Origin of the sequence: Streptomyces sp. DT190, from assembly GCF_049846985.1 — a bacterium.
Classification (GTDB): domain Bacteria; phylum Actinomycetota; class Actinomycetes; order Streptomycetales; family Streptomycetaceae; genus Streptomyces.
Map to the genome: position 1 here is coordinate 283,520 of NZ_JBNCNM010000004.1, position 23,218 is coordinate 306,737.

General features: G+C 71.9%; 19 protein-coding genes. 2 read left to right on the forward strand and 17 right to left on the reverse strand.

Annotated features, from left to right (window positions below):
• Positions 1-175: 175 nt before the first annotated feature.
• From ACPXCS_RS11030 to ACPXCS_RS11040, 3 genes are all read right to left on the reverse strand, one after another.
• On the reverse strand, positions 176-1,474 hold the full coding sequence (locus ACPXCS_RS11030; protein WP_425947528.1) for an extracellular solute-binding protein: 1,299 nt from the start codon (positions 1,472-1,474) through the stop codon (positions 176-178).
• Between the two features lie 225 nt (positions 1,475-1,699).
• A complete protein-coding gene (locus ACPXCS_RS11035; RefSeq protein WP_311688212.1) occupies positions 1,700-1,984 on the reverse strand; it encodes a DUF3039 domain-containing protein in 285 nt (94 codons plus the stop codon).
• Between the two features lie 29 nt (positions 1,985-2,013).
• On the reverse strand, positions 2,014-2,586 hold the full coding sequence (locus ACPXCS_RS11040) for a YqgE/AlgH family protein (protein WP_311688211.1): 573 nt from the start codon (positions 2,584-2,586) through the stop codon (positions 2,014-2,016).
• A 252-nt stretch (positions 2,587-2,838) separates the two neighbouring features.
• On the opposite strand from ACPXCS_RS11040, the gene murA reads away from it, so the two are divergent.
• Positions 2,839-4,179, forward strand: coding sequence for a UDP-N-acetylglucosamine 1-carboxyvinyltransferase (gene murA, locus ACPXCS_RS11045; RefSeq protein ID WP_425947531.1), 1,341 nt, complete (start codon positions 2,839-2,841; stop codon positions 4,177-4,179).
• A gap of 153 nt (positions 4,180-4,332) precedes the next feature.
• Here murA and ACPXCS_RS11050 read toward each other — a convergent pair whose 3' ends face one another.
• From ACPXCS_RS11050 to ACPXCS_RS11115, 14 genes are all read right to left on the reverse strand, one after another.
• Entirely contained in the window at positions 4,333-4,614 is a 282-nt protein-coding gene (locus ACPXCS_RS11050) for an HU family DNA-binding protein (protein WP_003990598.1), read from the reverse strand.
• Positions 4,615-4,955: 341 nt separating this feature from the next.
• Positions 4,956-6,389, reverse strand: coding sequence for an NAD-dependent malic enzyme (locus ACPXCS_RS11055; protein ID WP_425947533.1), 1,434 nt, complete (start codon positions 6,387-6,389; stop codon positions 4,956-4,958).
• Positions 6,390-6,747: 358 nt separating this feature from the next.
• The gene (locus ACPXCS_RS11060) at positions 6,748-9,036 is read right to left on the reverse strand and encodes a HelD family protein (protein ID WP_425947535.1); all 2,289 of its coding nucleotides are present in this window, start codon (positions 9,034-9,036) and stop codon (positions 6,748-6,750) included.
• Positions 9,037-9,096: 60 nt separating this feature from the next.
• A complete protein-coding gene (locus ACPXCS_RS11065) occupies positions 9,097-9,930 on the reverse strand; it encodes an anti-sigma factor family protein (protein WP_425947537.1) in 834 nt (277 codons plus the stop codon).
• Positions 9,930-10,451, reverse strand: coding sequence for a sigma-70 family RNA polymerase sigma factor (locus ACPXCS_RS11070; protein WP_010039908.1), 522 nt, complete (start codon positions 10,449-10,451; stop codon positions 9,930-9,932). The genes ACPXCS_RS11065 and ACPXCS_RS11070 overlap by 1 nt, the downstream gene beginning before the upstream one ends.
• 352 nt (positions 10,452-10,803) lie before the next feature.
• Entirely contained in the window at positions 10,804-11,397 is a 594-nt protein-coding gene (locus ACPXCS_RS11075) for a CGNR zinc finger domain-containing protein (RefSeq protein ID WP_425947539.1), read from the reverse strand.
• A 242-nt stretch (positions 11,398-11,639) separates the two neighbouring features.
• Positions 11,640-12,791, reverse strand: a complete 1,152-nt coding sequence (locus ACPXCS_RS11080; protein WP_425947541.1) for a uroporphyrinogen-III synthase — start codon at positions 12,789-12,791, stop codon at positions 11,640-11,642.
• 117 nt (positions 12,792-12,908) lie between these two features.
• Positions 12,909-14,294: a nitrate/nitrite transporter gene (locus ACPXCS_RS11085; RefSeq protein ID WP_425947543.1), complete on the reverse strand. Its 1,386-nt coding sequence runs from the start codon at positions 14,292-14,294 to the stop codon at positions 12,909-12,911.
• 341 nt (positions 14,295-14,635) lie between these two features.
• Positions 14,636-15,844: an acyltransferase family protein gene (locus ACPXCS_RS11090; protein WP_425947545.1), complete on the reverse strand. Its 1,209-nt coding sequence runs from the start codon at positions 15,842-15,844 to the stop codon at positions 14,636-14,638.
• Positions 15,841-18,033: a bifunctional polysaccharide deacetylase/glycosyltransferase family 2 protein gene (locus ACPXCS_RS11095; RefSeq protein WP_425947547.1), complete on the reverse strand. Its 2,193-nt coding sequence runs from the start codon at positions 18,031-18,033 to the stop codon at positions 15,841-15,843. The genes ACPXCS_RS11090 and ACPXCS_RS11095 overlap by 4 nt, the downstream gene beginning before the upstream one ends.
• A gap of 392 nt (positions 18,034-18,425) precedes the next feature.
• Complete coding sequence (locus ACPXCS_RS11100; protein ID WP_425947549.1) at positions 18,426-19,478, reverse strand: hypothetical protein; 1,053 nt, start codon at positions 19,476-19,478, stop codon at positions 18,426-18,428.
• Positions 19,479-19,643: 165 nt separating this feature from the next.
• On the reverse strand, positions 19,644-20,609 hold the full coding sequence (locus ACPXCS_RS11105; RefSeq protein WP_425947551.1) for a LysR family transcriptional regulator: 966 nt from the start codon (positions 20,607-20,609) through the stop codon (positions 19,644-19,646).
• Positions 20,610-20,643: 34 nt separating this feature from the next.
• The gene (locus ACPXCS_RS11110; RefSeq protein ID WP_425947553.1) at positions 20,644-21,462 is read right to left on the reverse strand and encodes a hypothetical protein; all 819 of its coding nucleotides are present in this window, start codon (positions 21,460-21,462) and stop codon (positions 20,644-20,646) included.
• 11 nt (positions 21,463-21,473) lie between these two features.
• Positions 21,474-21,719, reverse strand: a complete 246-nt coding sequence (locus ACPXCS_RS11115) for a hypothetical protein (RefSeq protein WP_309094133.1) — start codon at positions 21,717-21,719, stop codon at positions 21,474-21,476.
• A gap of 288 nt (positions 21,720-22,007) precedes the next feature.
• On the opposite strand from ACPXCS_RS11115, the gene ACPXCS_RS11120 reads away from it, so the two are divergent.
• Entirely contained in the window at positions 22,008-23,216 is a 1,209-nt protein-coding gene (locus ACPXCS_RS11120) for an MFS transporter (protein WP_425947555.1), read from the forward strand.
• The last annotated feature ends 2 nt before the right edge of the window (positions 23,217-23,218 follow it).

A 23,218-nucleotide genomic window follows, 5' to 3' on the forward strand; every position in this document is an offset into this window, starting at 1 on the left:
CCCCCCGGACCGCCTCCGGCCCCGCGCGCACCTGCCTCGGGCCTGACCCGACCGGCTCCCGCCCCAGCCGTGCTTCCGCCCGGCTCGACCGCCCCGGGGACCGTCGTGTCGGTGCCCGCCGGGACGAGGCCGGACGAGTCCGTCGCGGCCGGTTCCGTACCGTCGTTCATGCCGCTCACCCCGCGGAGCCGAACGCGGTGTCCATCTTCTTCGCGGCGTCCTCGGAGGCCCGGGCGACGTCCTTCTTGCCGCTGATGACCTCCTGGAACATGGTCGGCAGGACCAGCTGGGAGTCGATCTGGGCCCAGGCCGGGGACGCGGGGACGAACTTGGTGCCGGCGGAGAGGGTCTGCACGAAGGGCTTCACGAAGGGCTCCTCCCGGGCGACCTGCCGGCGGACGTCCGTGAAGGTGGGCAGGAAGCCCATCGCGTCGAAGAGTTCGCTCTGGGTCTTCTTCGAGGCGAGCTGCTCCATCAGCCGCACGGCGAGCGTGCGGTGCGAGGTGCTCTTCAGGACGCCGATGTTGTTGCCGCCGGCGAAGGCGGGCGCGATCGAGCCGGGCTCGACCCCGGGCAGCGGCACGACGGCGTACTTGCCCTTGACCTTCCCGGCCTCGACGGCGGTGTGGCTGAAGTCGCCGCCGATCGCCATGCCGGCCTTGCCCGCGGCGAACGCGGAGATCGTGTCGTTGCCGCCCATGCCGGCGCACTTGGCGGCCGGGCAGTTGTCGTCGCCGAAGAGGGACGTGTAGGCCTTGATGCCCTTCTGCGCCTGCGGACTGTCGATGCCGGAGGTGTACGAGCCGTCCTTGCCGCCGGCGAGTTCACCGCCGTTGGCCCACACGAACGGCATCGCGCCGTAGGTGTAGGCACCGCCGACGACCAGCCCGTACAGCTCGGGCTTCGCCTCGCGGATCGCCCGGGCGGTGGAGGCGAGTTCGGCCATCGACCTCGGGACGGACAGGCCGAGCTCCTTGAACACGTCCGTGCGGTAGTACAGGGCGCGCACGCCCACGTAGAAGGGTGCGCCGTAGACCTTGCCGTCCACGGTGACCGACTGCTTCGCGGTGGGGTCGGTGTCCTTCGCCTCGCTCCAGTCGCCGAACTCCTCGGTGACGTCGAGGAGTCCGCCGTCCTTCACGTAGCCGGCCGTGTCGGTGTTGCCGTACTCCATGACGTCCGGAGCGGAGGCGGGGTCGTTGAAGGCGGCCTTGACGCGCTGGGCGCGGGTGTCGATGGGGATGTACTCGACGGAGACCCGGGTGCCCTTGTGGGCCTTCTCGAAGTCGGCGACGACCGCGTCGACGACCTTCTCCTTGGGGGCGTTGCCGACCTCCTGGAAGAGCCACACGCGCAGCGTGCCGGTCTTCTCGTCCTTGTCGGAGGAGGTGTTGCCGGAGGTCTGGGGGGCGCAGGCGGTGGCCAGGAGGGCGGCGAGCGCGCCGAGGCCGACGAGACGGGGGGACAGCTTCATGGAGTGCTCCTCCGAGGGAGTGTTGCAACATGCGCAATGAAGGTTTCGCTGTGCACAACACATCGGAGGCTAGGTACTGCATGAACACGCCCACAAGAGGTCTCAACCACTCTGTGACCGGCGGACGCACCCCGTGCAACGCCCGGACAGCACAAAAGCCCCCAGGGCACGCAAAACGCACCCTGGAGGCTTTACACCGCGCGGACCGGACCTGACGGAGCGGACCTACTTGTCGCCCTTGCCGCCCTTGTCGTCGCCACCGGAGCCCATGGACTCGTAGATCTCCTTGCACATGGGGCACACGGGGTACTTCTTCGGGTCGCGGCCCGGAACCCAGACCTTGCCGCACAGCGCCACGACGGGGGTCCCGTCGAGGGCGCTCGCCATGATCTTGTCCTTCTGGACGTAATGGGCGAAGCGCTCGTGGTCACCGTCACCGTGGGAGGTCTGCGGCGTCGGCTCTACGAGGGTCCCCGTACCAGTCCCGCGCTCGGGCTCGAGAGTGCTCATAGGCCCAAGGGTACTGAAGCTCACACGCATCAGTTGAGCGAAGGGTCGTCGGGGTACGTCGCCACCATCGCCAGCTCGTTGCGCTGACGGCGCAGCACCTCGCGCCAGAGCCGCTCCGGGGACGGGCAGGAGACGTCGCCGGGCTCGGACTCGACGACGTACCAGGCGCCGTCGACCAGCTCGTCCTCCAGCTGGCCCGGGCCCCAGCCGGCGTACCCGGCGAAGATCCGCAGCGAGCCGAGGGCGGAGGCCAGCAGCTCCGGCGGGGCCTCCAGGTCGACCAGCCCGATCGCGCCGTGCACCCGGCGCCAGCCCAGCGGGGCGGCCTCACCGGCCGCGCCGCCCGGGACGACGGCGACGCCGAGGGCCGAGTCCAGCGACACCGGGCCGCCCTGGAAGACCACGCCGGGCTCGACGGCGAGATCCCCCCAGCCCTCCAGGATGTCCCCCACGTCCACCGGGGTGGGGCGGTTGAGGACGACACCGAGGGAACCCTCCTCGTCGTGGTCGAGGAGCAGCACCACCGCGCGGTCGAAGTTCGGGTCCGCCAGGGCAGGTGTGGCCACGAGCAACCGCCCTGTGAGCGAGGACACCTCGGTCATGCCAGACATGATCCCGCATCTTCCCTTCCCATGGGGAGCGATGCGGGCGTCCGGGGTGAGCGCAGCTCAGGGCGCACCGGTGCGTCCGCCGCGCACGAATGTGATCGTGACCCCATGTGCCCGGCACGGAACGGTTCGTGTTGTGACAGAGCCATGACGTGGCTGGGTCCGCCTCGGGCTTACGGAAGGGGGGTGGTGGGCGATTACCCTTTCCCTCCTGGCCCCTGCCCGACTCCACGGAACGCGAGATTCATGACCGTCAACGACGATGTCCTGCTTGTCCACGGCGGAACCCCGCTGGAGGGCGAGATCCGTGTCCGCGGTGCGAAGAACCTCGTACCGAAGGCCATGGTGGCGGCGCTGCTCGGCAGCGCTCCGAGCCGGCTGCGCAATGTTCCGGACATCCGCGACGTGCGCGTCGTACGGGGTCTGCTGCAGCTGCACGGTGTGACGGTCCGCCCGGGTGACGAGCCCGGCGAACTCGTGATGGACCCGACCCGCGTGGAGAGCGCGAACGTCGCTGACATCGATGCCCACGCCGGTTCCAGCCGTATCCCGATCCTGTTCTGCGGCCCGCTGCTGCACCGCCTGGGCCACGCCTTCATCCCCGGCCTCGGCGGCTGCGACATCGGCGGCCGGCCCATCGACTTCCACTTCGAGGTGCTGCGGCAGTTCGGCGCGAAGATCGAGAAGCGGGCGGACGGCCAGTACCTGGAGGCCCCGCGGCGGCTGCGCGGCACCAAGATCCGGCTGCCGTACCCGTCCGTCGGCGCGACCGAGCAGGTGCTGCTGACGGCCGTCCTCGCCGAGGGCGTCACGGAGTTGTCCAACGCGGCCGTCGAGCCGGAGATCGAGGACCTCATCTGCGTGCTGCAGAAGATGGGCGCGATCATCGCGATGGACACCGACCGGACGATCCGCATCACGGGTGTGGACCAGCTCGGCGGCTACAACCACCGCGCCCTGCCGGACCGCCTGGAGGCCGCGTCCTGGGCGTCGGCCGCGCTGGCGACCGAGGGCGACATCTACGTCCGCGGCGCCCAGCAGCGCTCGATGATGACGTTCCTGAACACCTACCGGAAGGTGGGCGGTGCCTTCGAGATCGACGACGAGGGCATCCGCTTCTGGCACCCCGGCGGGCAGCTGAAGTCCATCGCGCTGGAGACGGACGTCCACCCGGGCTTCCAGACGGACTGGCAGCAGCCGCTGGTGGTCGCCCTGACGCAGGCCACGGGCCTGTCGATCATCCACGAGACGGTCTACGAGTCCCGCCTCGGCTTCACGTCCGCGCTGAATCAGATGGGCGCGCACATCCAGCTCTACCGCGAGTGCCTGGGCGGCTCCGACTGCCGTTTCGGGCAGCGCAACTTCCTGCACTCCGCGGTCGTCTCCGGGCCCACGAAGCTGCAGGGTGCCGACCTGGTCATCCCCGACCTGCGCGGCGGCTTCTCGTACCTCATCGCGGCCCTGGCGGCCCAGGGCACGTCCCGGGTGCACGGCATCGGCCTGATCAACCGCGGCTACGAGAACTTCATGGAGAAGCTCGTCGAGCTCGGGGCGAAGGTCGAACTGCCGGGCAAGGCGCTCGGCTAGCAGCCCGGTACGCCGATGGGGCGGTCACCCTGACTCGGGTGACCGCCCCATCGGCGTTCGGTGCCGCGCCCAAGGGGCGCGGGGAACTGCGCGACAAGCCACAACGGGTCCGCAGCCGCCGACGGCGCTGACCCGGAGCGGCGCTCACGCGCCTTACTTGCCCTTGGCGGCTTCCTTGAGCTTCGAGCCCGCGGAGACCTTCACGCTGTAGCCGGCCGGGATCTGGATGGGCTCGCCGGTCTGCGGGTTGCGGGCGGTGCGAGCGGCACGGTGGGTGCGCTCGAAGGTCAGGAAGCCGGGGATGGTGACCTTCTCGTCCCCCTTGGAGACGATGTCGCCGACGACGTCGGCGAACGCGGCCAGCACGGCGTCGGCGTCCTTGCGGGTCACCTCGGCGCGGTCGGCCAGCGCGGCCACCAGCTCACTGCGGTTCATGTTGTTACTCCCGTGTTCATCTTGCCGTTGAGGCGTCAGATCGAAGCCGATGCTGCCAGGGTCCTCGATGAGTCCCCGGACCCGGGTCCGTCGTCAGACCCTCGCGCCCAGGGACGCATCCTGCCCCTACCTGCGGCGGGAAAGCCAATCCGGCACCCGCAGGAGTCGTGAGAACACCCTTGGGGAGTCACACGAAAAGAGGGCCTGAGCCTGGCCGCCACGATAGCTTCGCTGCTGACGGGGGTCGTGCGACGCGCCGGTCTCCCGGCGGCCGTGGGGTTGCTCACAGTCCGGGACGACCCGCCCCGGACCGCGGCGCGCGCCCTGGACGGGCCTCGTCCTCACACCGCGGACGGGCTGCTCGCCGTCGCGCCGGCCGCCTTGGCCGCCTCCCGGACCGCACCGGCCACCGCGCCCGCGACCTTGTCGTTGAAGACGCTCGGGATGATGTAGTTCGGGTTCAGCTCGTCCTCGGTCACCACGTTCGCCAGGGCGGTCGCGGCGGCCAGCATCATCTCCGTGTTGACGGTCCGGGACTGCGCGTCCAGCAGGCCGCGGAAGACACCCGGGAAGACCAGCACGTTGTTGATCTGGTTCGGGAAGTCGGAACGGCCCGTGGCCACAACGGCCGCGGTCTGACGGGCGATTGCCGGGTCGACCTCCGGGTCCGGGTTCGCGAGCGCGAACACGATGGCGTCCTCGGCCATCGCGGCCACGTCGTCGCCGTCGAGGACGTTCGGGGCGGAGACGCCGATGAAGACGTCGGCGCCGCGCACGGCCTCCTTGAGCGTGCCGGTGAGGCCCTCGGGGTTGGTGTTGTCGGCGATCCAGCGCAGCGCCGAGTCGGGTGCGGCGTCCACCAGGTCCTCGCGGCCGGCGTGCACCACGCCGTGGATGTCGGCGACGACGGCGTTCTTGACGCCCGCGGCGAGCAGCAGCTTGAGGATGGCCGTACCGGCGGCGCCGGCGCCGGACATCACCACGCGGATGCTCTCGATCGCCTTGCCCGCGACGCGCAGCGCGTTGGTGAGCGCGGCCAGCACGACGATCGCGGTGCCGTGCTGGTCGTCGTGGAAGACGGGGATGTCGAGCGCCTCGCGCAGCCGGGCCTCGATCTCGAAGCAGCGCGGGGCGGAGATGTCCTCCAGGTTGATGCCCGCGAAGCCGGGGGCGATCGCCTTGACGATCTCGACGATCGCGTCGGTGTCCTGGGTGTCGAGGCAGATCGGCCAGGCGTCGATGCCCGCGAACCGCTTGAAGAGCGCGGCCTTGCCCTCCATGACGGGCAGCGCGGCCTTGGGGCCGATGTTGCCCAGGCCCAGCACGGCCGAGCCGTCCGTCACGACCGCAACGGAGTTGCGCTTGATGGTGAGGCGGCGGGCGTCCTCGGGGTTCTCGGCGATCGCCATGCAGACGCGGGCGACACCGGGCGTGTAGACCATGGAGAGGTCGTCACGGTTGCGGATGGGGTGCTTCGACGCCATCTCGATCTTGCCGCCGAGGTGCATGAGGAAGGTCCGGTCCGAGACCTTGCCCAGGGTGACGCCCTCGATGCCGCGGAGCTCCTCGACGATCTCGTCCGCGTGCGCGGTGGACGAGGCCGCGATCGTGACGTCGATGCGGAGCTTCTCGTGACCGGATGCGGTGACGTCGAGGCCGGTCACCGAGCCTCCGGAGGACTCCACGGCGGTGGTGAGCTGCGAGACGGCGGTTCCGCTCGCGGGCACCTCCAGCCGGACCGTCATCGAGTAGGAGACGCTGGGCGCCGTTGCCATGGCCGACTTCCTCTGCTTTCACCTGACGCTGAGTTGTGCCGTCCGATCGTCGCACCTACCGCTCGGTAGCGGGTAGCCGCCCTCGATTGCGAACGTTTTGTTCGCGGCCCGACCAGCGAAAAGAGACCCACGTCACGCTGACGTGGGCCTCTTTGCGGTGTTCAGGTGGCACCGACCCGCCATGCTCGCCTCGCGGCAAGTGGTCGCTCGTAGCGACGAAGGTTGGGCCCGGGGGCTTGGATCGGGCCGGTGCCACATCCAGGCTAACAAACGGATCCCGTAAGGCCATTCCCGTACCGGGAGTTCATTTCGCCGTCGAGTGGGTAACGGGCCGCCCGGACGGGGATCCGCCGGCGCGTCAGTCCCTGAGCAGGTCGGGTACGCCCGCCGCGTCGGGCTCGTCCCGGTCCGCGGAGACGACCGTGAGCTGCTGGGTGGCCCGGGTCAGTGCGACGTAGAGCACGCGCAGTCCGGCCGGGGACTCGTCGGCGATCTCCGCCGGGGAGACCACGACCGTCGCGTCGTACTCCAGGCCCTTGGCCTCCAGGCTGCCCAGGGCCACGACCCGGTCGCCGAGTCCGGCGAGCCAGCGGCGGGCCTCCTCGCGGCGCTGCATGGCGACGACCACGCCGACCGTGCCGTCGACGCGCTCCAGCAGCCGGGCGGCCTCCTCGCGGACGGTGGCGCCCAGGGTGTCCTCGACGACCGTGAAACGCGGTGCGACGCCGGTGGAGCGGACCGCCTTCGGGGAGACGGAGCCGGGCATCGCGAGGGCGAGGACCTTCGCGGCGAGCTCGGCGATCTCGGCCGGGTTGCGGTAGTTCACGGTGAGCTCGAAGCGGCGGCGCGGGCGGGTGCCCAGGGCCTCGTCGCGGGCCTCGGCGGCCTCGTCCGGGTCGGACCAGGAGGACTGCGCCGGGTCGCCGACGACCGTCCAGGTGGCGTGCCGGCCGCGGCGGCCGACCATGCGCCACTGCATCGGGGTGAGGTCCTGCGCCTCGTCGACGATGACGTGGGCGTACTCGGTGCGCTCGGCCGCCAGCCGCTCGGCGCGCTCGCGCTGGGACTCCTCGCGCACCGGCATCAGCTCCTCCAGGCCGGTGAGCTGGTCCAGCGGGTCGAGTTCGCGCTTCCTGCGGGGGCGGGCCGGGGCGCCGAGGACGGCCTGCAGCTCGTCGAGGAGCGCGATGTCGTGCACGGAGTACCCGTCGCGCTTGAGGGAGCGGGCGACCTTGCGGACCTCGCCGGGGTTGAGGATCCGCCGGGCCCAGCGGCCCAGGCGCCGCTCGTCGGCCATGGCGTCCAGGACGGCGGCCGGGGTGAGCTCCGGCCACCAGGCGTCGAGGAAGGCGAGGAAGGCGTCCTCGGAGGTGATGTCCTCGTCGAAGGAGGAGCGCAGTTCGGCGGCGAGTTCGGGGTCGCTGTGCCGGCCGGCGGCGCCGGAGCGCTCCCACAGGGCGTCCAGCAGGAGCTTGCGGGCGCGGGGGCGCAGCAGGTTGACCGGGGCGGTGCCGCCGAGGGCGGCGCGGCGGATGCCCTCGAGTTCCTCGGCCTCCAGCTCCAGGCGGCGGCCGAAGGCGACCACGCGCAGCCGGGTCGGGGCGTCGTTCAGCTCCAGGGCGCCCCGGGCGGCCTTGCGCAGCACCTTGAGCATGCGCGAGGAGCCCTTGGCGCGGGCCACGGACGGGGAGTCGTAGAGGGTGGCCTCGGCGCCGTCGACCAGGGAGCCGATGGCGCGGATGGCGACCTGGCCCTCCTCGCCGAGGGAGGGCAGCACGCCCTCGGTGTAGGCGACGAGCAGCGGGGTGGGCGAGACGATCAGGATGCCGCCCGCGTAGCGCCGCCGGTCCTGGTAGAGGAGGTAGGCCGCGCGGTGCAGGGCGACGGCGGTCTTGCCGGTGCCCGGGCCGCCCTCGACGTACGTCACGGAGGCGGCGGGGGCCCGGATGACCAGGTCCTGCTCGGCCTGGATGGAGGCGACGATGTCGCGCATGGTGTGGCTGCGGGCCTGGCCGAGCGCGGCCATCAGGGCGCCGTCACCGATGACGGGCAGCTCGTGGCCGTCGAGGAAGGCCGTCAGCTCGGGGCGCATCAGGTCGTCCTCGACGCCGAGGACCTTGCGGCCCTTGGAGCGGATGACCCGGCGGCGCACGACCCGGCCGGGGTCCACGGGCGTCGACCGGTAGAAGGGCGCGGCGGCCGGGGCCCGCCAGTCGATGACCAGCGGGGCGTAGTCCTGGTCGAGCACGCCGATGCGGCCGATGTGCAGGGTCTCGGCGATGTCGGCGGTGTTGTCCGGGCGTACCGCGCCCTCGGCCGGCTCGACCGCGGTGTAGGCGCCGTCCGGCCCCTTCTTGCCGTCCCTGCCGAGCAGCAGGTCGATACGGCCGAAGAGGAAGTCCTCGAACTCGTTGTTGAGCCGGTTGAGGTGGATGCCCGCGCGGAAGACCTGGGCGTCCCGCTCGGCGAGTGCGCCGGGCGTGCCGACCTGGCCGCGCTGGGCCGCGTCGTTCATCAGGAACTCCGCCTCGTGGATCTTCTCCTCGAGGCGCCGGTACACCCGGTTGAGGTGTTCCTGTTCGACACCGATCTCGCGGTCTCTCGAGGAGTGGTCGAGCGCGGTTTCCTGTGGAGCCTGAGCGGCCACCGGGCCCCCTTCTGACGTGCTGGGCAGCCGTCCACCGTACGCGAAGGGGACCCGGTAAGGCTACGCGTCGACCTCGACCAGCCGCTTGCCGTCGAAGGTCACGACCTCGAAGTGGTCGATCTCGTTCGGCTCGAAGGCGGCGCCGCCCTGGACGTACAGGGGCTGCTTGGCCTTCTCGGTCTTGGCGTCGGGCAGGCCGTAGCCCCACTCCGGGACGGACCAGGAGGACAGGGTCTCCCGCTCGCCGTTCTTGCCGACCGCGACGAGGGCGCACTTGAGCGGGCCCCGGACGTTCTTGAGCTCGGTGACCACGCCCGTGCCCCAGTCCTTCTTCTGGACGGCGACCGTCGCGGTGACCTTGGTGCCCGGGTCGGTGGCGGAGATCTTGTCGGAGATGCCGTCGAAGGCCTCCTTGGCGGGGCTCGCCGCGAGCGGGCGCTGCTCCGCGCCACCACTGTCACCGCCGCCGCCGTTCGTCGCGACCGCGACGAAGGGACCGCCGACGATCAGCGCGCCGGCCGCGGCCACCATGTAGAAACTGCGGCGGCGCTTCTGGGCGCGGCGGTCGGCGACCTCGTCGACCAGCTTCTCCACCAGGCGCGGCCGGGGCTTGGCGGACAGCGACTCGCCGATCGCGGGCGTGCTGCCGGAGCCGGGGAGGTCGGCGAGGGCGGCGAGCATGGGCTCCATGCCGGCCAGCTCGTCGAGCTGCTGGGCGCACCATTCGCAGGTGGCCAGATGTGCTTCGAAGGCGGTCGCTTCGGCGTCGTCGAGGATGCCGAGGGCGTAGGCGCCCACGGTCTCGTGCTCGTTCGGCACCGGAGATTCCTGCATGGGGCCAGACATACCCATGCCTCCCGTACCGAACCCTTGGTTACCCCCGTAAACACTCATCACGCCGTCACCCCCCGCTCCTCCAGTGCCAGCTTCATCGAGCGCAGGGCGTAGAACACCCTGGAGCGGACCGTTCCGCTGGGTATGCCCAGGGTCTCGGCCGCCTCATTGACGGTACGCCCCTTGAAGTACGTCTCGACGAGCACCTCCCGGTGAGCGGGGGTCAGGTCGTCGAGTGCGTCCGAGAGAGTCATCAGCCACAGCGCCTTGTCGATCTCGTCCTCCGCGGGGATGACCTCCAGCGGCGACGGGTCGACCTCCTGCGGCCGGGCCTGCCGGCTGCGGTGGCCGTCGATGACGATGCGCCGGGCGACCGTCACCAGCCAGGGGCGTACCGATCCGGTCGCCCGATTGAGCTGACCGGCGTTCTTCCAGGCACGGATGAGCGTCTCCTGCACGACGTCCTCGGCGCGCTGCCGGTCTCCGGCGACCAGGCGCAGGACGTATGCGAGCAGGGGTCCGGCGTGTTCGCGATAGAGCGCACGCATCAGCTCCTCGTCGGGTTCCGAGGGCTGGGACATGCGATGTCGGGCCCTCGGTGCTCGTTCATTGGCCACGACGGAATCCTTGCGCACGCCCACCTCCGATGTCCGGGGGTTCCCCCAGTCGGTCGCTCGACAAGCCGTACGCACGCGAGCCGTTGGGCGTTCAAAGAGAGACGACAGATTTCTTCGAAGTGACGTCACGAGCGGGACATGGGGTCACATTCCCACCCCGCGTTCTTTACATTTCCGCCACATCGGCAAGATCGAGCCGGGCTTTCCCTACGGGTGCGTAGGTAAACGGCGTGTAACCGAAATCACTTCGGTGCCGCGAGTACAGAAGTCGCATTCAGGACACGGGAATTGAGTGCACGGACCACTCAATTCCGTTTCAGGCACGGGCGAGTGCGGCACGGCGACGGTGCCGGGCGACGCGTTCGCGGTTCCCGCAGACCTCGCTGGAGCACCAGCGCCGACGGCGCCCCCGGGAGGTGTCGAGGTACACGATGCGGCAGTTGTCCCCCTCGCACTGGCGCAGGGCCGCACGCGCGACGGGGTCGGTGAGCAGGTCGACGGCGTCACGGGCCACGCAGGCCAGCAGGGCGGCGCAGTCGGGCGGGCCGTCCAGCTGCCGTACGAGCCGGCCGTCCGCGCCGCGGACCGCGCGGGGCGCCGGGGGCGCGGTACGGGCCAGGTCGTTGACGCGCGCGAGCGCGAAGTCGTACGTCGTCACCCCGGCGCCCGGCCTGCCGCGCACCAACCGGTCGAGCTGGGCGCGCAGTTCACGGAAGGCGGCCGTCCAGCCGGCGTCGGCCTGGGCCAGCGAGGTGTCCGCCGGGACCAGCCCGGACCCGGTGATCCAGGCGCGCAGCACGGGCACGGAGTCGAGCCGTTCCTGCGGTTGTGCGGTGGAGAGCAGGTCCAGGCAGATCCGCCCGGCGTCGAACCGCAGCTCGTAGGGGGCCGTGGCTGTACCCAGTGCCATGTGCCTGTCACCGCCTAGGTCGGTGAGACGCCAGTGAGAGGGCTCCGCAACCGTTCCCCTCTTACAGTGCCTGCCCCGGGGCGCGCCGGAAAGACCTCGCGCGACTCCCGGGCAGGGAGGACTCGCGGGGTGGGCCGAACGACCCTGCCGCACGCCCGGGCCGGGAGGACTCGCGAGGGACCGAACGGCCCTGCCGCACGCCCCCGCATCCTGGCGAGTTGTCGCTCAACCCCCGCCGCCCCTCAGGCGTCCGCGTACTTCGTCTCCGCCGCGGGGTCCAGGGCCAGGCGGTAGCCGCGCTTGACGACCGTCTGGATCAGCCTGGGCGTGCCCAGGGCCGTGCGGAGGCGGGCCATGGCCGTCTCGACGGCGTGCTCGTCGCGGCCGGAGCCGGGCAGGGCGCGGAGCAGTTCGGCGCGGGCGACGACCCAGCCGGGGCGGCGGGACAGGGCGCGCAGCAGGGACATGCCGGCCGGCGGCACGGGCTTGAGGTCGCCGTCGACCAGCACGGCGTGGCCGCGGATCTCCACGCGGTGCCCGGCGACCGGCAGCGCGCGGGCCCGCGCGGGCAGTTCCTGGCAGAGCAGCTGGACCAGCGGCCCGAGCCGGAACCGCTCGGGCTGGATCGTGTCGATGCCGCGCGACTGCAGCGGCAGGGCCGTGACCGGACCCACGCAGGCCGGTACGACGTCGTGGCTCAGGGCGGCCAGCACCTCGGGCAGCAGCCCGCGCTCCTCCGCCCGGGACAGCAGGGAGGCCGCCGCCGGTGCGCTGGTGAAGGTGATCGCGTCCAGACCCCGGGAGACCGTCGCGTCGAGGAGCCGGTCGACCGGGCCGAGGTCCTCCGGCGGCATCCACCGGTACACCGGCACCCCGACCACCTCGGCCCCGCCCGCCCGCAGCGCCTCCACGAACCCCGGCAGCGGCTCGCCGTGCAGCTGGATCGCGATGCGCTGCCCCTCGACGCCCTCCTCCAGCAACCGGTCGAGGACCTCGGCCATGGACTCCGAGGACGGCGACCACTCCTCGGTCAGCCCGGCGGCCCGGACCGCGCCCTTCACCTTGGGCCCGCGCGCCAGGATCCGCACGCCGCCCAGCCGGGAGAGCAGGTCCTCGCCCAGGCCCCAGCCGTCGGCGGCCTCGACCCAGCCCCGGAAGCCGATCGCGGTCGTGGCCACCGCGATGTCCGGTGCCTGCTGGATGATGTCCTTCGTCGCGGCCAGCAGTTCGCTGTCGTCGGCGAGCGGCACGATCCGCAGGGCGGGGGCGTGCAGGACGGCGGCACCGCGCCGCTGCAGCAGCGCCCCGAGCTCATCGGCCCGGCGCGCGGCCGTCACACCGACGGTGAAGCCCGCCAGCGGTCCGTGGTCCGGTCGTCGTTCTTCCTCGTACATGGCTCTCGTCCCGCACTCGAGTCGTCGTACTGCGTGGGTACGGCGTACCTACATGCCGATCGAGCCTGTCAACGGCTCGTGACAGGCCCGGATCGACTTGATGTCGCTGGTGTTACGTCACACCTCGGCGTAGCTGAGCTGCGGCTTCGACTCCGAGGTCGCCGAGGCGGCAGGTGCCCGGGGCGCCGTACGCCGAAGGTATACGGCCCACGTGACCACGAAGCACACCGCGTAGAAGGCGAGGAAGGCGACGAAGGCGCCCGTGCCGGAGCCGTAGGAGAGGAAGGACTGGCGGAAGGCGAGGTTGATGCCGACGCCGCCGAGCGCCCCGACGGCGCCGATGAGCCCCATGGAGGCCCCGGAGAGCCGGCGCCCGTAGGCCGCGGCCGCCTCGCCCTTCAGCCCCTTGGCGAGGGCCTTGTTCTGGAAGATGCCCGGGATCATCTTGAACGTCGAGCCGTTGCCGAGGCCGCTGAGCACGAACAGCACCACGAACGCCCCGGTGAACAGCGCCAGCGACTTCTCCATGGAGGCGCCGATCAGGACCGCGGTCGCGACGCCCATCGCCACGTAGTTCCACAGGCTGATCTTCGCGCCGCCGTAGCGGTCGGCGAGCCAGCCGCCGAGCGGGCGGATCAGCGAGCCGAGCAGCGGGCCGATGAAGGTGACGTACGCGGCCTCCAGCGGCGTACGGCCGAACTGGTTCTGCAGCACCTGGCCGAAGGCGAAGCTGTAGCCGATGAAGGAGCCGAAGGTGCCGATGTAGAGGACGGCCATGATCCAGGTGTGGGCGTCCCGGCAGGCGTCCTTGGCGGCACCGGTGTCGTTCTTGACGTTCTCCAGGTTGTCCATGAACAGCGCGGCCATGACGGCGGCCACGACGATCAGCGGGATGTAGACGCCGAGCAGCACGCGCGGCCCGCCGCCGGCGCCGATGATCGCCAGCGCGGCCAGCTGGATCACCGGTACGCCGATGTTGCCGCCGCCCGCGTTCAGGCCGAGGGCCCAGCCCTTCTTCCGCAGCGGGAAGAAGGCGTTGATGTTGGTCATGGAGGAGGCGAAGTTGCCGCCGCCGACCCCGGCGAGCAGGCCGACCAGCAGGAAGGTGGAGAAGGAGGTGCCCGGTTCCATCACGGTGAACGCGGCGACGGTCGGGATCAGCAGCATGCCGGCCGAGATGATCGTCCAGTTCCGCCCGCCGAAGACGGCGACGGCGAAGGTGTAGGGGACGCGGACGACGGCGCCGACCAGCGTGACCATCGAGGTCAGCAGGAACTTGTCGGCGGGGGTCAGCCCGTACTCCGGGCCCATGAACAGCACCAGCACGGACCACATCGTCCAGACGGAGAAGCCGATGTGCTCGGACAGCACGGAGAAGTAGAGGTTCCGGCGGGCCACCTTCTCGCCGGTCTCCTTCCAGAACGTCTCGTTCTCGGGATCCCAGTGCTGGATCCAGCGGCCGCCCCTGCTCGGGGGTGCGGGTGCCGTGCCGGGGCCTGTCATGACGCCTCCACTGTGCTCCGGGACTCGGTGGTGATTCGAGTGACTGGTCCCGAAGGTAGGGAGGACGCGTTTCCTGCCTGTGCCAGCGGGTGACCGCGAGGGAACTTTGCTCTCACCCCGCGCCGGGGCGGGATGAGAGGTCCGACGGGTGCCCTGCCGGTCAGCCCCACGAGCATGCACCGGCCACCTGCGGCCGGACCGCGAACCGGGCGTCGGTTGCGGGGGGGCAGCTTCTTCACGGACGCCATCGAACCGGTGACCTCGGTTCACCGGCGCGACCGGGGCAGATGACCACAGGGTGGAATCCGGCGGGCCGGAGGGCGGCGATGCCCCGGCCCGGCTCAGCCGGCGGCCACCGGTCGCCGCCGCTCCATTCGCCGTCCCCTTCCCCGAGGCTCACCCGTCGGCCACACCCGAGGCCGTTGCTTCGCCGCCAGGTCCTCCGCCCAGCCGAAGGCCAGGATGCAGGTGCCGATGAGGAACCAGGTCAGGGCCAGAACCGGCCAGGGGCTTTCCAGGAGGCCTGGGACGTTCTGTTCCAGGAGGGGGAAGGCCCACAGGTGGTCCCAGAGGGTCGCCGCGATCAGGATGCAGACGTTGTGCCAGAGGTAGATCGTGACGGCCCGGGAGTTGAGCAGGGTGATCGTGCCGGCGAACGGGCGCAGCCGGCGCGGCCAGTCGGACCAGGACGGGCTGACGTGCAGCAGCAGCGCCACCGTGCCGACGGACCACAGGGCCTGGGCCAGCGGCATGCTGTCCAGGTCGTTGCCGGTGCCGAAGTCGTGGTGCACGGCGTACCAGAGGCCGGTCAGGGCGACGACGGGTGCCACGGACGGGACGATGTAGCGCGGCAGCCGCCGCAGGATGCCCTCCTGGTGGGCCATGCCGAGGATCCAGCAGGCGCCGAAGGTGGAGAAGTCCGTGAGGGCGGAGGGGATCCGCTCGCCGGGCAGCGTCAGCCAGCCCTGCTCGAAGGCGACGGCCAGGACGATCGGCACGGACAGCGTGACGGCCGGCAGGGCGCGCAGGGCCTTCAGCAGCAGCGGCGACAGCAGGACGTACCAGAGGTAGGCCCGGATGTACCACAGCGGGCCGGCGAAGTCCGCCGCCCAGTTCTCGCCGATGACGCCGGGCACGCCGGGCAGTCCCTCGCCGTACGGCGGATCGCTGAACGGCACGATCCAGAAGGTGAGGTGGAGCCACCACCAGCCGGGGTGCCCGTCCGCGCCGGGTCCCCAGCCCTGCAGGACCATGCCGGTCACGCCGACGACGCCCAGCAGCCACAGCGGGGGCAGCAGCCGGCGCAGCCGGCCGCGGATCACCTGGACGGGCGGGCGCTTGAGCGAGCGGGCCATGAGGTTGCCGGCGAGCGCGAACATCACGCCCATGGAGGGGAACACCAGCGGCAGCCAGGCCCAGCCGGTCAGGTGGTAGAGCACGACGCGGAACAGCGCGAGGGCGCGCAGCAGGTCGAAGTAGCGGTCGCGGCCGGGCTTGCGCGCAGGGGTCTGCTCCTGCGGCGGGGCGGCGGTGACGGGTGCCGTGGTCACGCGACCGGCCTCCCGTCCATCTGCTGCTGCGGTGCGGCGGTTCCGCCCCCGGGCAACCCCACGGCCCCCGTGCGCCGCAGTTTCTGCCAGCGCAGCCGGCCGCCGGTGAGGGCGGTGATCCAGGACTGCAGCAGGACGACGTACATGAGCTGCCGGTAGAGCAGTTGCTGGAGCGGCAGCGAGATGAGGTGGGTCATGCGTTCCTTGTCCAGGTGGAACGCGTAGGCCGCGCACACCCCTTGCACGGCGAGGACGCCCAGCCAGGCACCGATGGTCTTCTCGGTCGGGCCGAACACCAGGCCGTACAGCAGGAACACGTCGATCAGCGGGGCGAGCAGCGGCGCCACGACCATGAACATCGACACCAGCGGCAGGCCGACCCGGCCGAAGCGGCCCGAGGGCCCGCGGTCGACCAGGGCCCGGCGGTGCTTCCAGATGGCCTGCATCGTGCCGTACGACCAGCGGTAGCGCTGGGACCACAGCTGCTGCACGGACTCGGGCGCCTCGGTCCAGGCGATGGCCTTCTCCGCATAGACGACGTGCCAGCCGTCGCGGTGCAGGGCCATCGTGATGTCGGTGTCCTCGGCGAGCGTGTCGTCGCTCATGCCGCCGACCCGTTCCAGGGCGCTGCGCCGGAACGCGCCGACCGCGCCGGGGATGGTGGGCATGCAGCGCAGCACGTCGTACATGCGGCGGTCGAGGTTGAAGCCCATCACGTACTCGATGTGCTGCCAGGCGCCGATGAGCGAGTCGCGGTTGCCGACCTTGGCGTTGCCGGCGACGGCGCCCACGCGCGGGTCGCCGAAGGGCTGCACGAGTTCACGGACGGTGGTCGGCTCGAAGACGGTGTCGCCGTCCATCATGACGATGATGTCGTGGCGGGCGTTGGCGATGCCCCGGTTGAGGGCGGCCGGCTTGCCCGCGTTGAGCTGGCGCACCACGCGCACGCCGGGCAGATCGAGGTTCTCCACGATGCGCGCGGTGCCGTCGCTGGAGCCGTCGTCGATGACCAGCACCTCGATGGGGTGGTCGCTGGCGACCAGGGAGCGGACCGTCTGCTCGATGCACTTGGCCTCGTTGTAGGCGGGCACGAGCACGGACACCGGTTCGGTGATCGGCTCTCCCCAGCGGAAGGTGCGGCGCCTGACCCGGCGGGCGTGCGCGATGGAGAGGATCAGCATCAGCCCCAGCCGCCCGAAGACCAGCACGCCGACGACCGCGAGACCGGCGACGAGCACCTCGGTCGTCTTCTCCGATGCCTGCACCAGGAACACCCAGGCGTCGCCCTTCAGCGCCTCGAGACCGGCGACCGGGCTGTGCGCGCTGGGCGCGTCCAGGGCGCCGGTGAGGGTGTGGAAGCGGTAGCCCTCGGCCTGCAGTCCGGAGATGTACCGGTCGAGCGCGGCCACGGTCTGGGAGCGGTCGCCACCGGAGTCGTGCATCAGCACGATGGCGCCTTTGCCGCCCTTCGGCGTGGCGTTGCTGATGATCTTCTCGACCCCGGGCTTGCGCCAGTCCTCGCTGTCGGTGTCGTTGACGATGGTGATGTAGCCCTTGCTGCCGATGTACTCGGTGACCGGCCAGGAGTTGTTGTCCATGTTCCGGGCGTACGACGAGTAGGGCGGGCGGAACAGCGAGGTGCGGATGCCGGCCGCCCCGGCCAGCGCGAGCTGGTTCTGGGACAGCTCCCAGTCGACGCGGCTCTTGCTCTGCAGCGACAGGTCCGGGTGGTTGAAGGTGTGCAGGCCGATCTCGTGGCCCTCGTCGACCATGCGCTGGACGAGGTCCGGGTAACGGGAGGCCATGGTGCCGGTGATGAAGAAGACGGCCCGGGCGTCGTGCTTCTTCAGCACGTCGAGCACCTTGGGCGTCCACTCGGGGTCGGGACCGTCGTCGAAGGTCAGGACCAGCTCGCGGTCGGGGAGTTGCAGGCTGGTGGGCTTCCCGTCCCGGGTGTCGATGACGGGACCGCCCTTGAGGATGTCCTTCGGGACACGGTCGTTGGCGGCGGGCGCGCCGACGCGGTGGTCGGCCAGGATCTCGCTGTGCACGTAGCCGCGCAGCATGAGCATCGCCATCAGCGCGACGAGCACGAGCAGGGGCAACAGCAGGCGCATGGGGAGGCGACGGCGCCTGGAGCCCCCACGGGCTCCTGACGCGGGCCCGGAACGGCGGACTGGGGATGCCATGGGTGGTGGTACCTCGGGTGGTGCGGAACGGGTGCTGCGGGGACGGTGGTGCGGGGACGGGTGGTGCGGGGACGAGTGGTGCGGCGGGGAGGGTGGGCCGTGGTGCGGGGCCTGGGTCCCGGGTCTCGGGTCTCGGGTGGAACGGGACGGGGCCTCGGTCCCGGGTCCCGGGTGGAACGGCACGAAGCCCGGGTCCCGGGTCTGCACCGGCCGTGTGCGGCGGTGCCCTTCACCGGTTCCGGGGGCCGCGGCGGTGGCACGGCCCTCGTCCTGCGGCCGCGGCGCCCGCGCGTGGGGTGCGCGGCCGCGCCGGAGCCCTCATCGGTGTCGCCGCCCGCCCGCACCCCGGTGTGCCGGGGGCCGCGCGGGCGGCAACGCCGTCGGCGGACGGGCTAGAGCGCCGGGGTCCCGGTGACGGGCTGGGGCTCCACGGGGCCCTCGGCCACCGTGCCGGTGTCGCCGTCGTCACCGGTGCCCGTGGTCGTGGTCGGCTCCGGCGTGGTACCGCCCGTGGGTGTCGGGTCGGTGGCCGGTGTGGTCGGCGGGTCCGCCGGTTTGGTCGGGGCCGGGTCGGTCGCGCCGCTGCCCGGGGCCGCACTGGTCCGGGTCGGGGTCGGCGTGGGCTTGGCGGACGTGTCGGAACGGCCGGTGCCTGCGGTGGCCACCGGCTGCAGGGCGCTGGGGCCGGAGGTGGGCGGCGCGGTCTCGCCCGCGGTCGGCGTGCCGCTCGGGACGGTGGCCCCGGTGCCCGTGGCCGGGGCCGACTCCGCCGGCAGCGGCGGACTGTCGACCTGTCCGGCCGGCGGGTTCTCCTTCTGACCCGGCACGGGCAGCCAGGGCGCGTTGGAGTTGCCCGACATCAGCGTGGCCACGATGACGACGGCGTAGATGCCGCAGGCCAGTGCGACGGCCATGCCGATGCGGCGGAAGCGGCGGCTGCGGCGGCCGGACTCGTCGACGAAGACGGGCCGGTCGGCGGCGGGGGCGACGCCGGGGCCCTCCTTCACCTGCCGGACGAAACCGTCGCCGAGCTGTACGGCGTCGAGCTGGACCGTGACCTCGTGCGGGTCGTGGGTGTGCTCCCCGGCAACGGATCCGGCACCGGAGTCGGGAGCGGCCCCGGCACCGGAGTCGGGAGCGGATGCGGGTCCGGAGGTGCCCGGACCGGCCTCTTCCGGTTCCTGCCAGGGGTCGCGCACGGCGGGCCGGGTCGTCCGGGACCCCGGCGACGAGGAGAGCGAGTCGGCCTCGCCCTCGCTCTGCCGGGGAATGCCGCGCAGTATCTCGGTCCCGGCGGGCAGGCGCGTGCCGGTCACCCGGACGTCGCCCTCGGCGAAGACCTGCGTGGCTCTGCGGTCCGGGCCTCGGCCGTCCGCGGTGAGTTCACCGGTCGCCGTAGCGGCTTCGGGCCATTCGGGTTGGGCGTCTTCTCGCCACTTTGTCACGCGCACGCACTTCCCCCCACGGGATGGTTCAGGTGCGCTTTCGACCTGAGCACCCGCCGTCGGACCGGGCCCCCACCCGTCCGAGCGCCCCCTATTACCACACCGTGCTCAGGCGTCGAATGTAGCGCACGCGCAGGTTCTGTGTGTGCGCCGTGTCGAATCGTGTCAGTCGTGAGACGCCATGAGGACATGATCGGCGGCCGGAATCCATCCCTCTGCGGGCCGCCGCAGCCACCCCTCCTCCGCCGCGAGCCGGGCCGCCGCCCCCCGCAGCGCGTCGAGCGCCGGGTGGGTCAGGCCCCTGCGCCACACCAGCGACACGGGCGACAGCGGCACGGGATCGACCAGCGGCCGCAGCACGGTCGACGGCAGGGCCGGGAACCCCACCACGGCCAGGACCGGGTGGCGCGTCCTGGCCATGAGCCGCTGGAACTCCTCCTCCCCGACGGCCAGCGGCGCGGGGGGAGCGAGTGCGATGCCCCGCCCCTCGAAGAGCAGCCGGGCGAGGCCCGTCCACTCCGGGGTGCGCGGGTTGCCGGCGCCCGCGTAGACGGTCTCGCCGGCCAGTTCGGCGAGCGGCACCTCCGCCGCCCCGGCGAGCCGGTGGTCCTCGGGCAGCACGACCGCCATCGGCTCGTACCGCACCGGCTGGTGGTCGAGTCCGGAGCGCAGCGCCGGGTCCAGCCCGGCGAACCGTCCGAACGACGCGTCGAGCCGGCCCGCGAGCAGCTCACCGGCGGCCCAGGTCAGGCCGCTCTCGTAACGGGCCATCAGCTCGTGGCCGGGGTCGAGTTCACGGGCCCGGTGCAGCACGCGGCGCGGTGTGACCAGGCCCGGGGAGTTGAGGTCGACCAGCAGCGGCCGGGCCTGGCCGAAGGCGGCGAGCAGGTCGTCCTGCGCCCGCAGCACGCGCCGGGCGTACGGCAGCAGCCGCTCCCCGTCGGGTGTGAGCGTCACCTGCCGGGTGGTGCGCACGAACAGGTCGGCGCCCAGTTCCCGCTCCAGCCGCCGCACGTCCCGGCTGAGCGCCTGCTGCGCCAGGTGGAGACGGAGCGCGGCTCGGGTGAAGTGCAGCTCCTCGGCGACGGTGACGAAGGCGCGCAGCAGACGCGGGTCGAGGTGGGCGGGCATGCCGTGAACCTACAGCGGGCGGCGGCCCTGGGGCTCAGGGGTCGGTGAGCTGCCCCCGGGCTCCGGTCTCGCCCTTGGGTGCGTCCGCGCCGGCGGCCGCCGTCCGGCCCACCCGGTGCCGGGGCGCCGACCGTACGGGCGGGCGGGTCAGGGTGATCTGCCGGATGGCCTGCTGGAAGCAGGCCAGTGCCGCGACCCCGGGCAGGGCCGCCGCCGCGGTGCCGAGCACGGTCCTGGGCGCCTGGGCGACGCAGAGCAGCACGGCGACGCAGGAGAAGACGATCACGACGCACCAGGAGTGCGCGGCCCGGCGCTGGTGCAGCGCGGCCCGCAGGACGGACAGCGAGGCCACCAGCCAGGGCCCGTAGACCAGCAGGGGCCACCAGGTGCGCAGGCCGCGCTCGGCCGGGGACGCGGCGACCAGGCGCAGGGGGTCGTAGGCGACCATGCCGCTCAGGAGGCTCACGGCGGTGGCGATGACGGCCGCCAGGGCGGCGACCAGGAAGCTGGTGGTGCGCAGCAGGCGCGGGGTCTTGCGGGTGCGGACCTTGCGGTGGCGCCGGGGGACGTCCCGGACGGGCGGCAGTTCCTCGGTGATGTCCTGGAGCCGTCGCATCCGCTCGCCGCCGGGTGCGGGGACCGGTTCGGCGGTCGCGTGGGGTGGTTCGTCGCGGGGGCCGGGGATGCGCGTCGCCGGTTCCTGGCGGGCTTCCTGTTCCTGGAGGGCTTCTTCGAGGATGAAGGCCAGTTCCTCGGCCGGATCCCAGGTGGGGTCCGGCGGAGTCAGCGGTGTGACGAAGTCCCTGGTCGGCGCCCGGTGTCGCCCGGTGCCCTCGCTTCCGTTCTCGTACATGACGCGGCCCGCTATTCCGCGAGCGCGAAAGCGGGCCATTCCGTGGCACTGATCCACCGTCGGGCGAGATCCTTTTCCAGGTCGCTCATGGCGTCGATGAAATCGCGCAGCACCGGTTCGGTCACCTGGAGCGTGACCGGGCAACCACCTCTGGTGAGCGTGCCGTTGACGGTGGCGGACGAGTGCGCCGGTGCCGGAATGTAGGTGTACGGGCCGAGCGTTACCGCCCAGCCGTCTTTCCTGGTCGCCTCGGTCATGTACCGACTAACCGTCGGCCCACATCGGCGGATGCGCGGCAAACGAGTGAAGGATTTTCGCGAATGAGCATCTTTTACATGCGCGATGAGGAGCATCAGGAATCTCCATATCGCTGTATGAAGAACATGAAGAACGCGAAGAGCAGGGAGAACAGGGAGCGAACATTTTGCGCCACGGCCTTTTCGGCCTGCCCGGCGGGCCCGTCCGGCGGATTCACAACCCGGGTGCGTGAGTCCGCGTGGAACAGGTGTTGGACGGCGTGATCACCGCCGGGCGACGGTGTGCGCATGCCGCATCTCGCCCCGTACCGCCGCCTGTTCCGCCTGCCCGGCACCCGTGCCTTCACCGCCGGGAACCTGATCGCCCGGCTGCCGATGGGCATGTTCAGCGTCAGCGCGGTCGTCATGATCGCCGGGACGCGGGGCTCGTACGCCCTGGCCGGTGCCGTCACGGCGACGGGGCTGGCGGCGACCGCGGTGGTGGCGCCGTGGATCGCCCGGCTCGTGGACCGCCACGGTCAGGCCCGGGTGGCCCTGCCCGCCACGGTGATCGCCGTGCTCGGCTCCCTCACCCTGCTGCTGTGCGTCCGCCACGACGCCCCCGACTGGACCCTGTTCGCCTCCTACGCCGCGACCGCCACCACCCCCAACACCGGCGGCATGTCCCGCGCCCGCTGGGCCCATCTGCTGGCCGGCGACCCCAAGGGCCTGCACACCGCCAACTCCTTCGAGCAGGCAGCGGACGAACTGTGCTTCATGCTGGGCCCGGTGCTCGCGGCCTTCCTGTGCGGGGCACTGTTCCCGGAGGCGGGCACGCTGGTCGGAGCGGTGCTGCTGCTGGCCGGCATGGCGCTGTTCACCAGCCGGCGCGCGACGGAGCCGCCGGTGCGGCGGCACATACCCGGGAAGGCCCCGCTGCGCTCCCCCGGCATGCCCCCGCTGCTCGCGGTCTGCCTGGCGATGGGCGGCGTCTTCGGCGCGACGGAGGTCGTCACGCTCGCCTTCGCGGACGCCGCGGGGCACCGGACGGCGGCCGGTGCCGTGCTGGCCCTGCAGGCGGCGGGTTCCTGCGCGGCGGGCCTGCTCTACGGGGCGGTGCGACCGGCCGGGCCGGCCGCGCGGCGGCTCGCCCCGTGCGTGGCCGCGATGACGGCGCTGCTGCTCCTGCCGCTGCTCGCGGCCGCCCTCACCGGGTCGCTCGCGCTGCTGGCGGCAGCCCTGCTGGTGGCCGGGATGGCGACGGCCCCGACGATGGTGACGACCATGACGCTGGTCCAGCAGCACACCCCCGAGGGCCGGCTCAACGAGGGCATGACCCTCGCGGTGACCGGCCTGCTGGGCGGCATCGCCACCGGCAGCGCGCTGGGCGGCTGGACGGTGGAGCACGCGTCGGCGACGGCGGGGTACGCGGTTCCGCCGGCGGCCGCAGCGATGGCTCTCCTCCTCGCCCTGGTCGGTGTGTCGAACCGCTTCACTGATCCGCGCACGCCCCATTGACG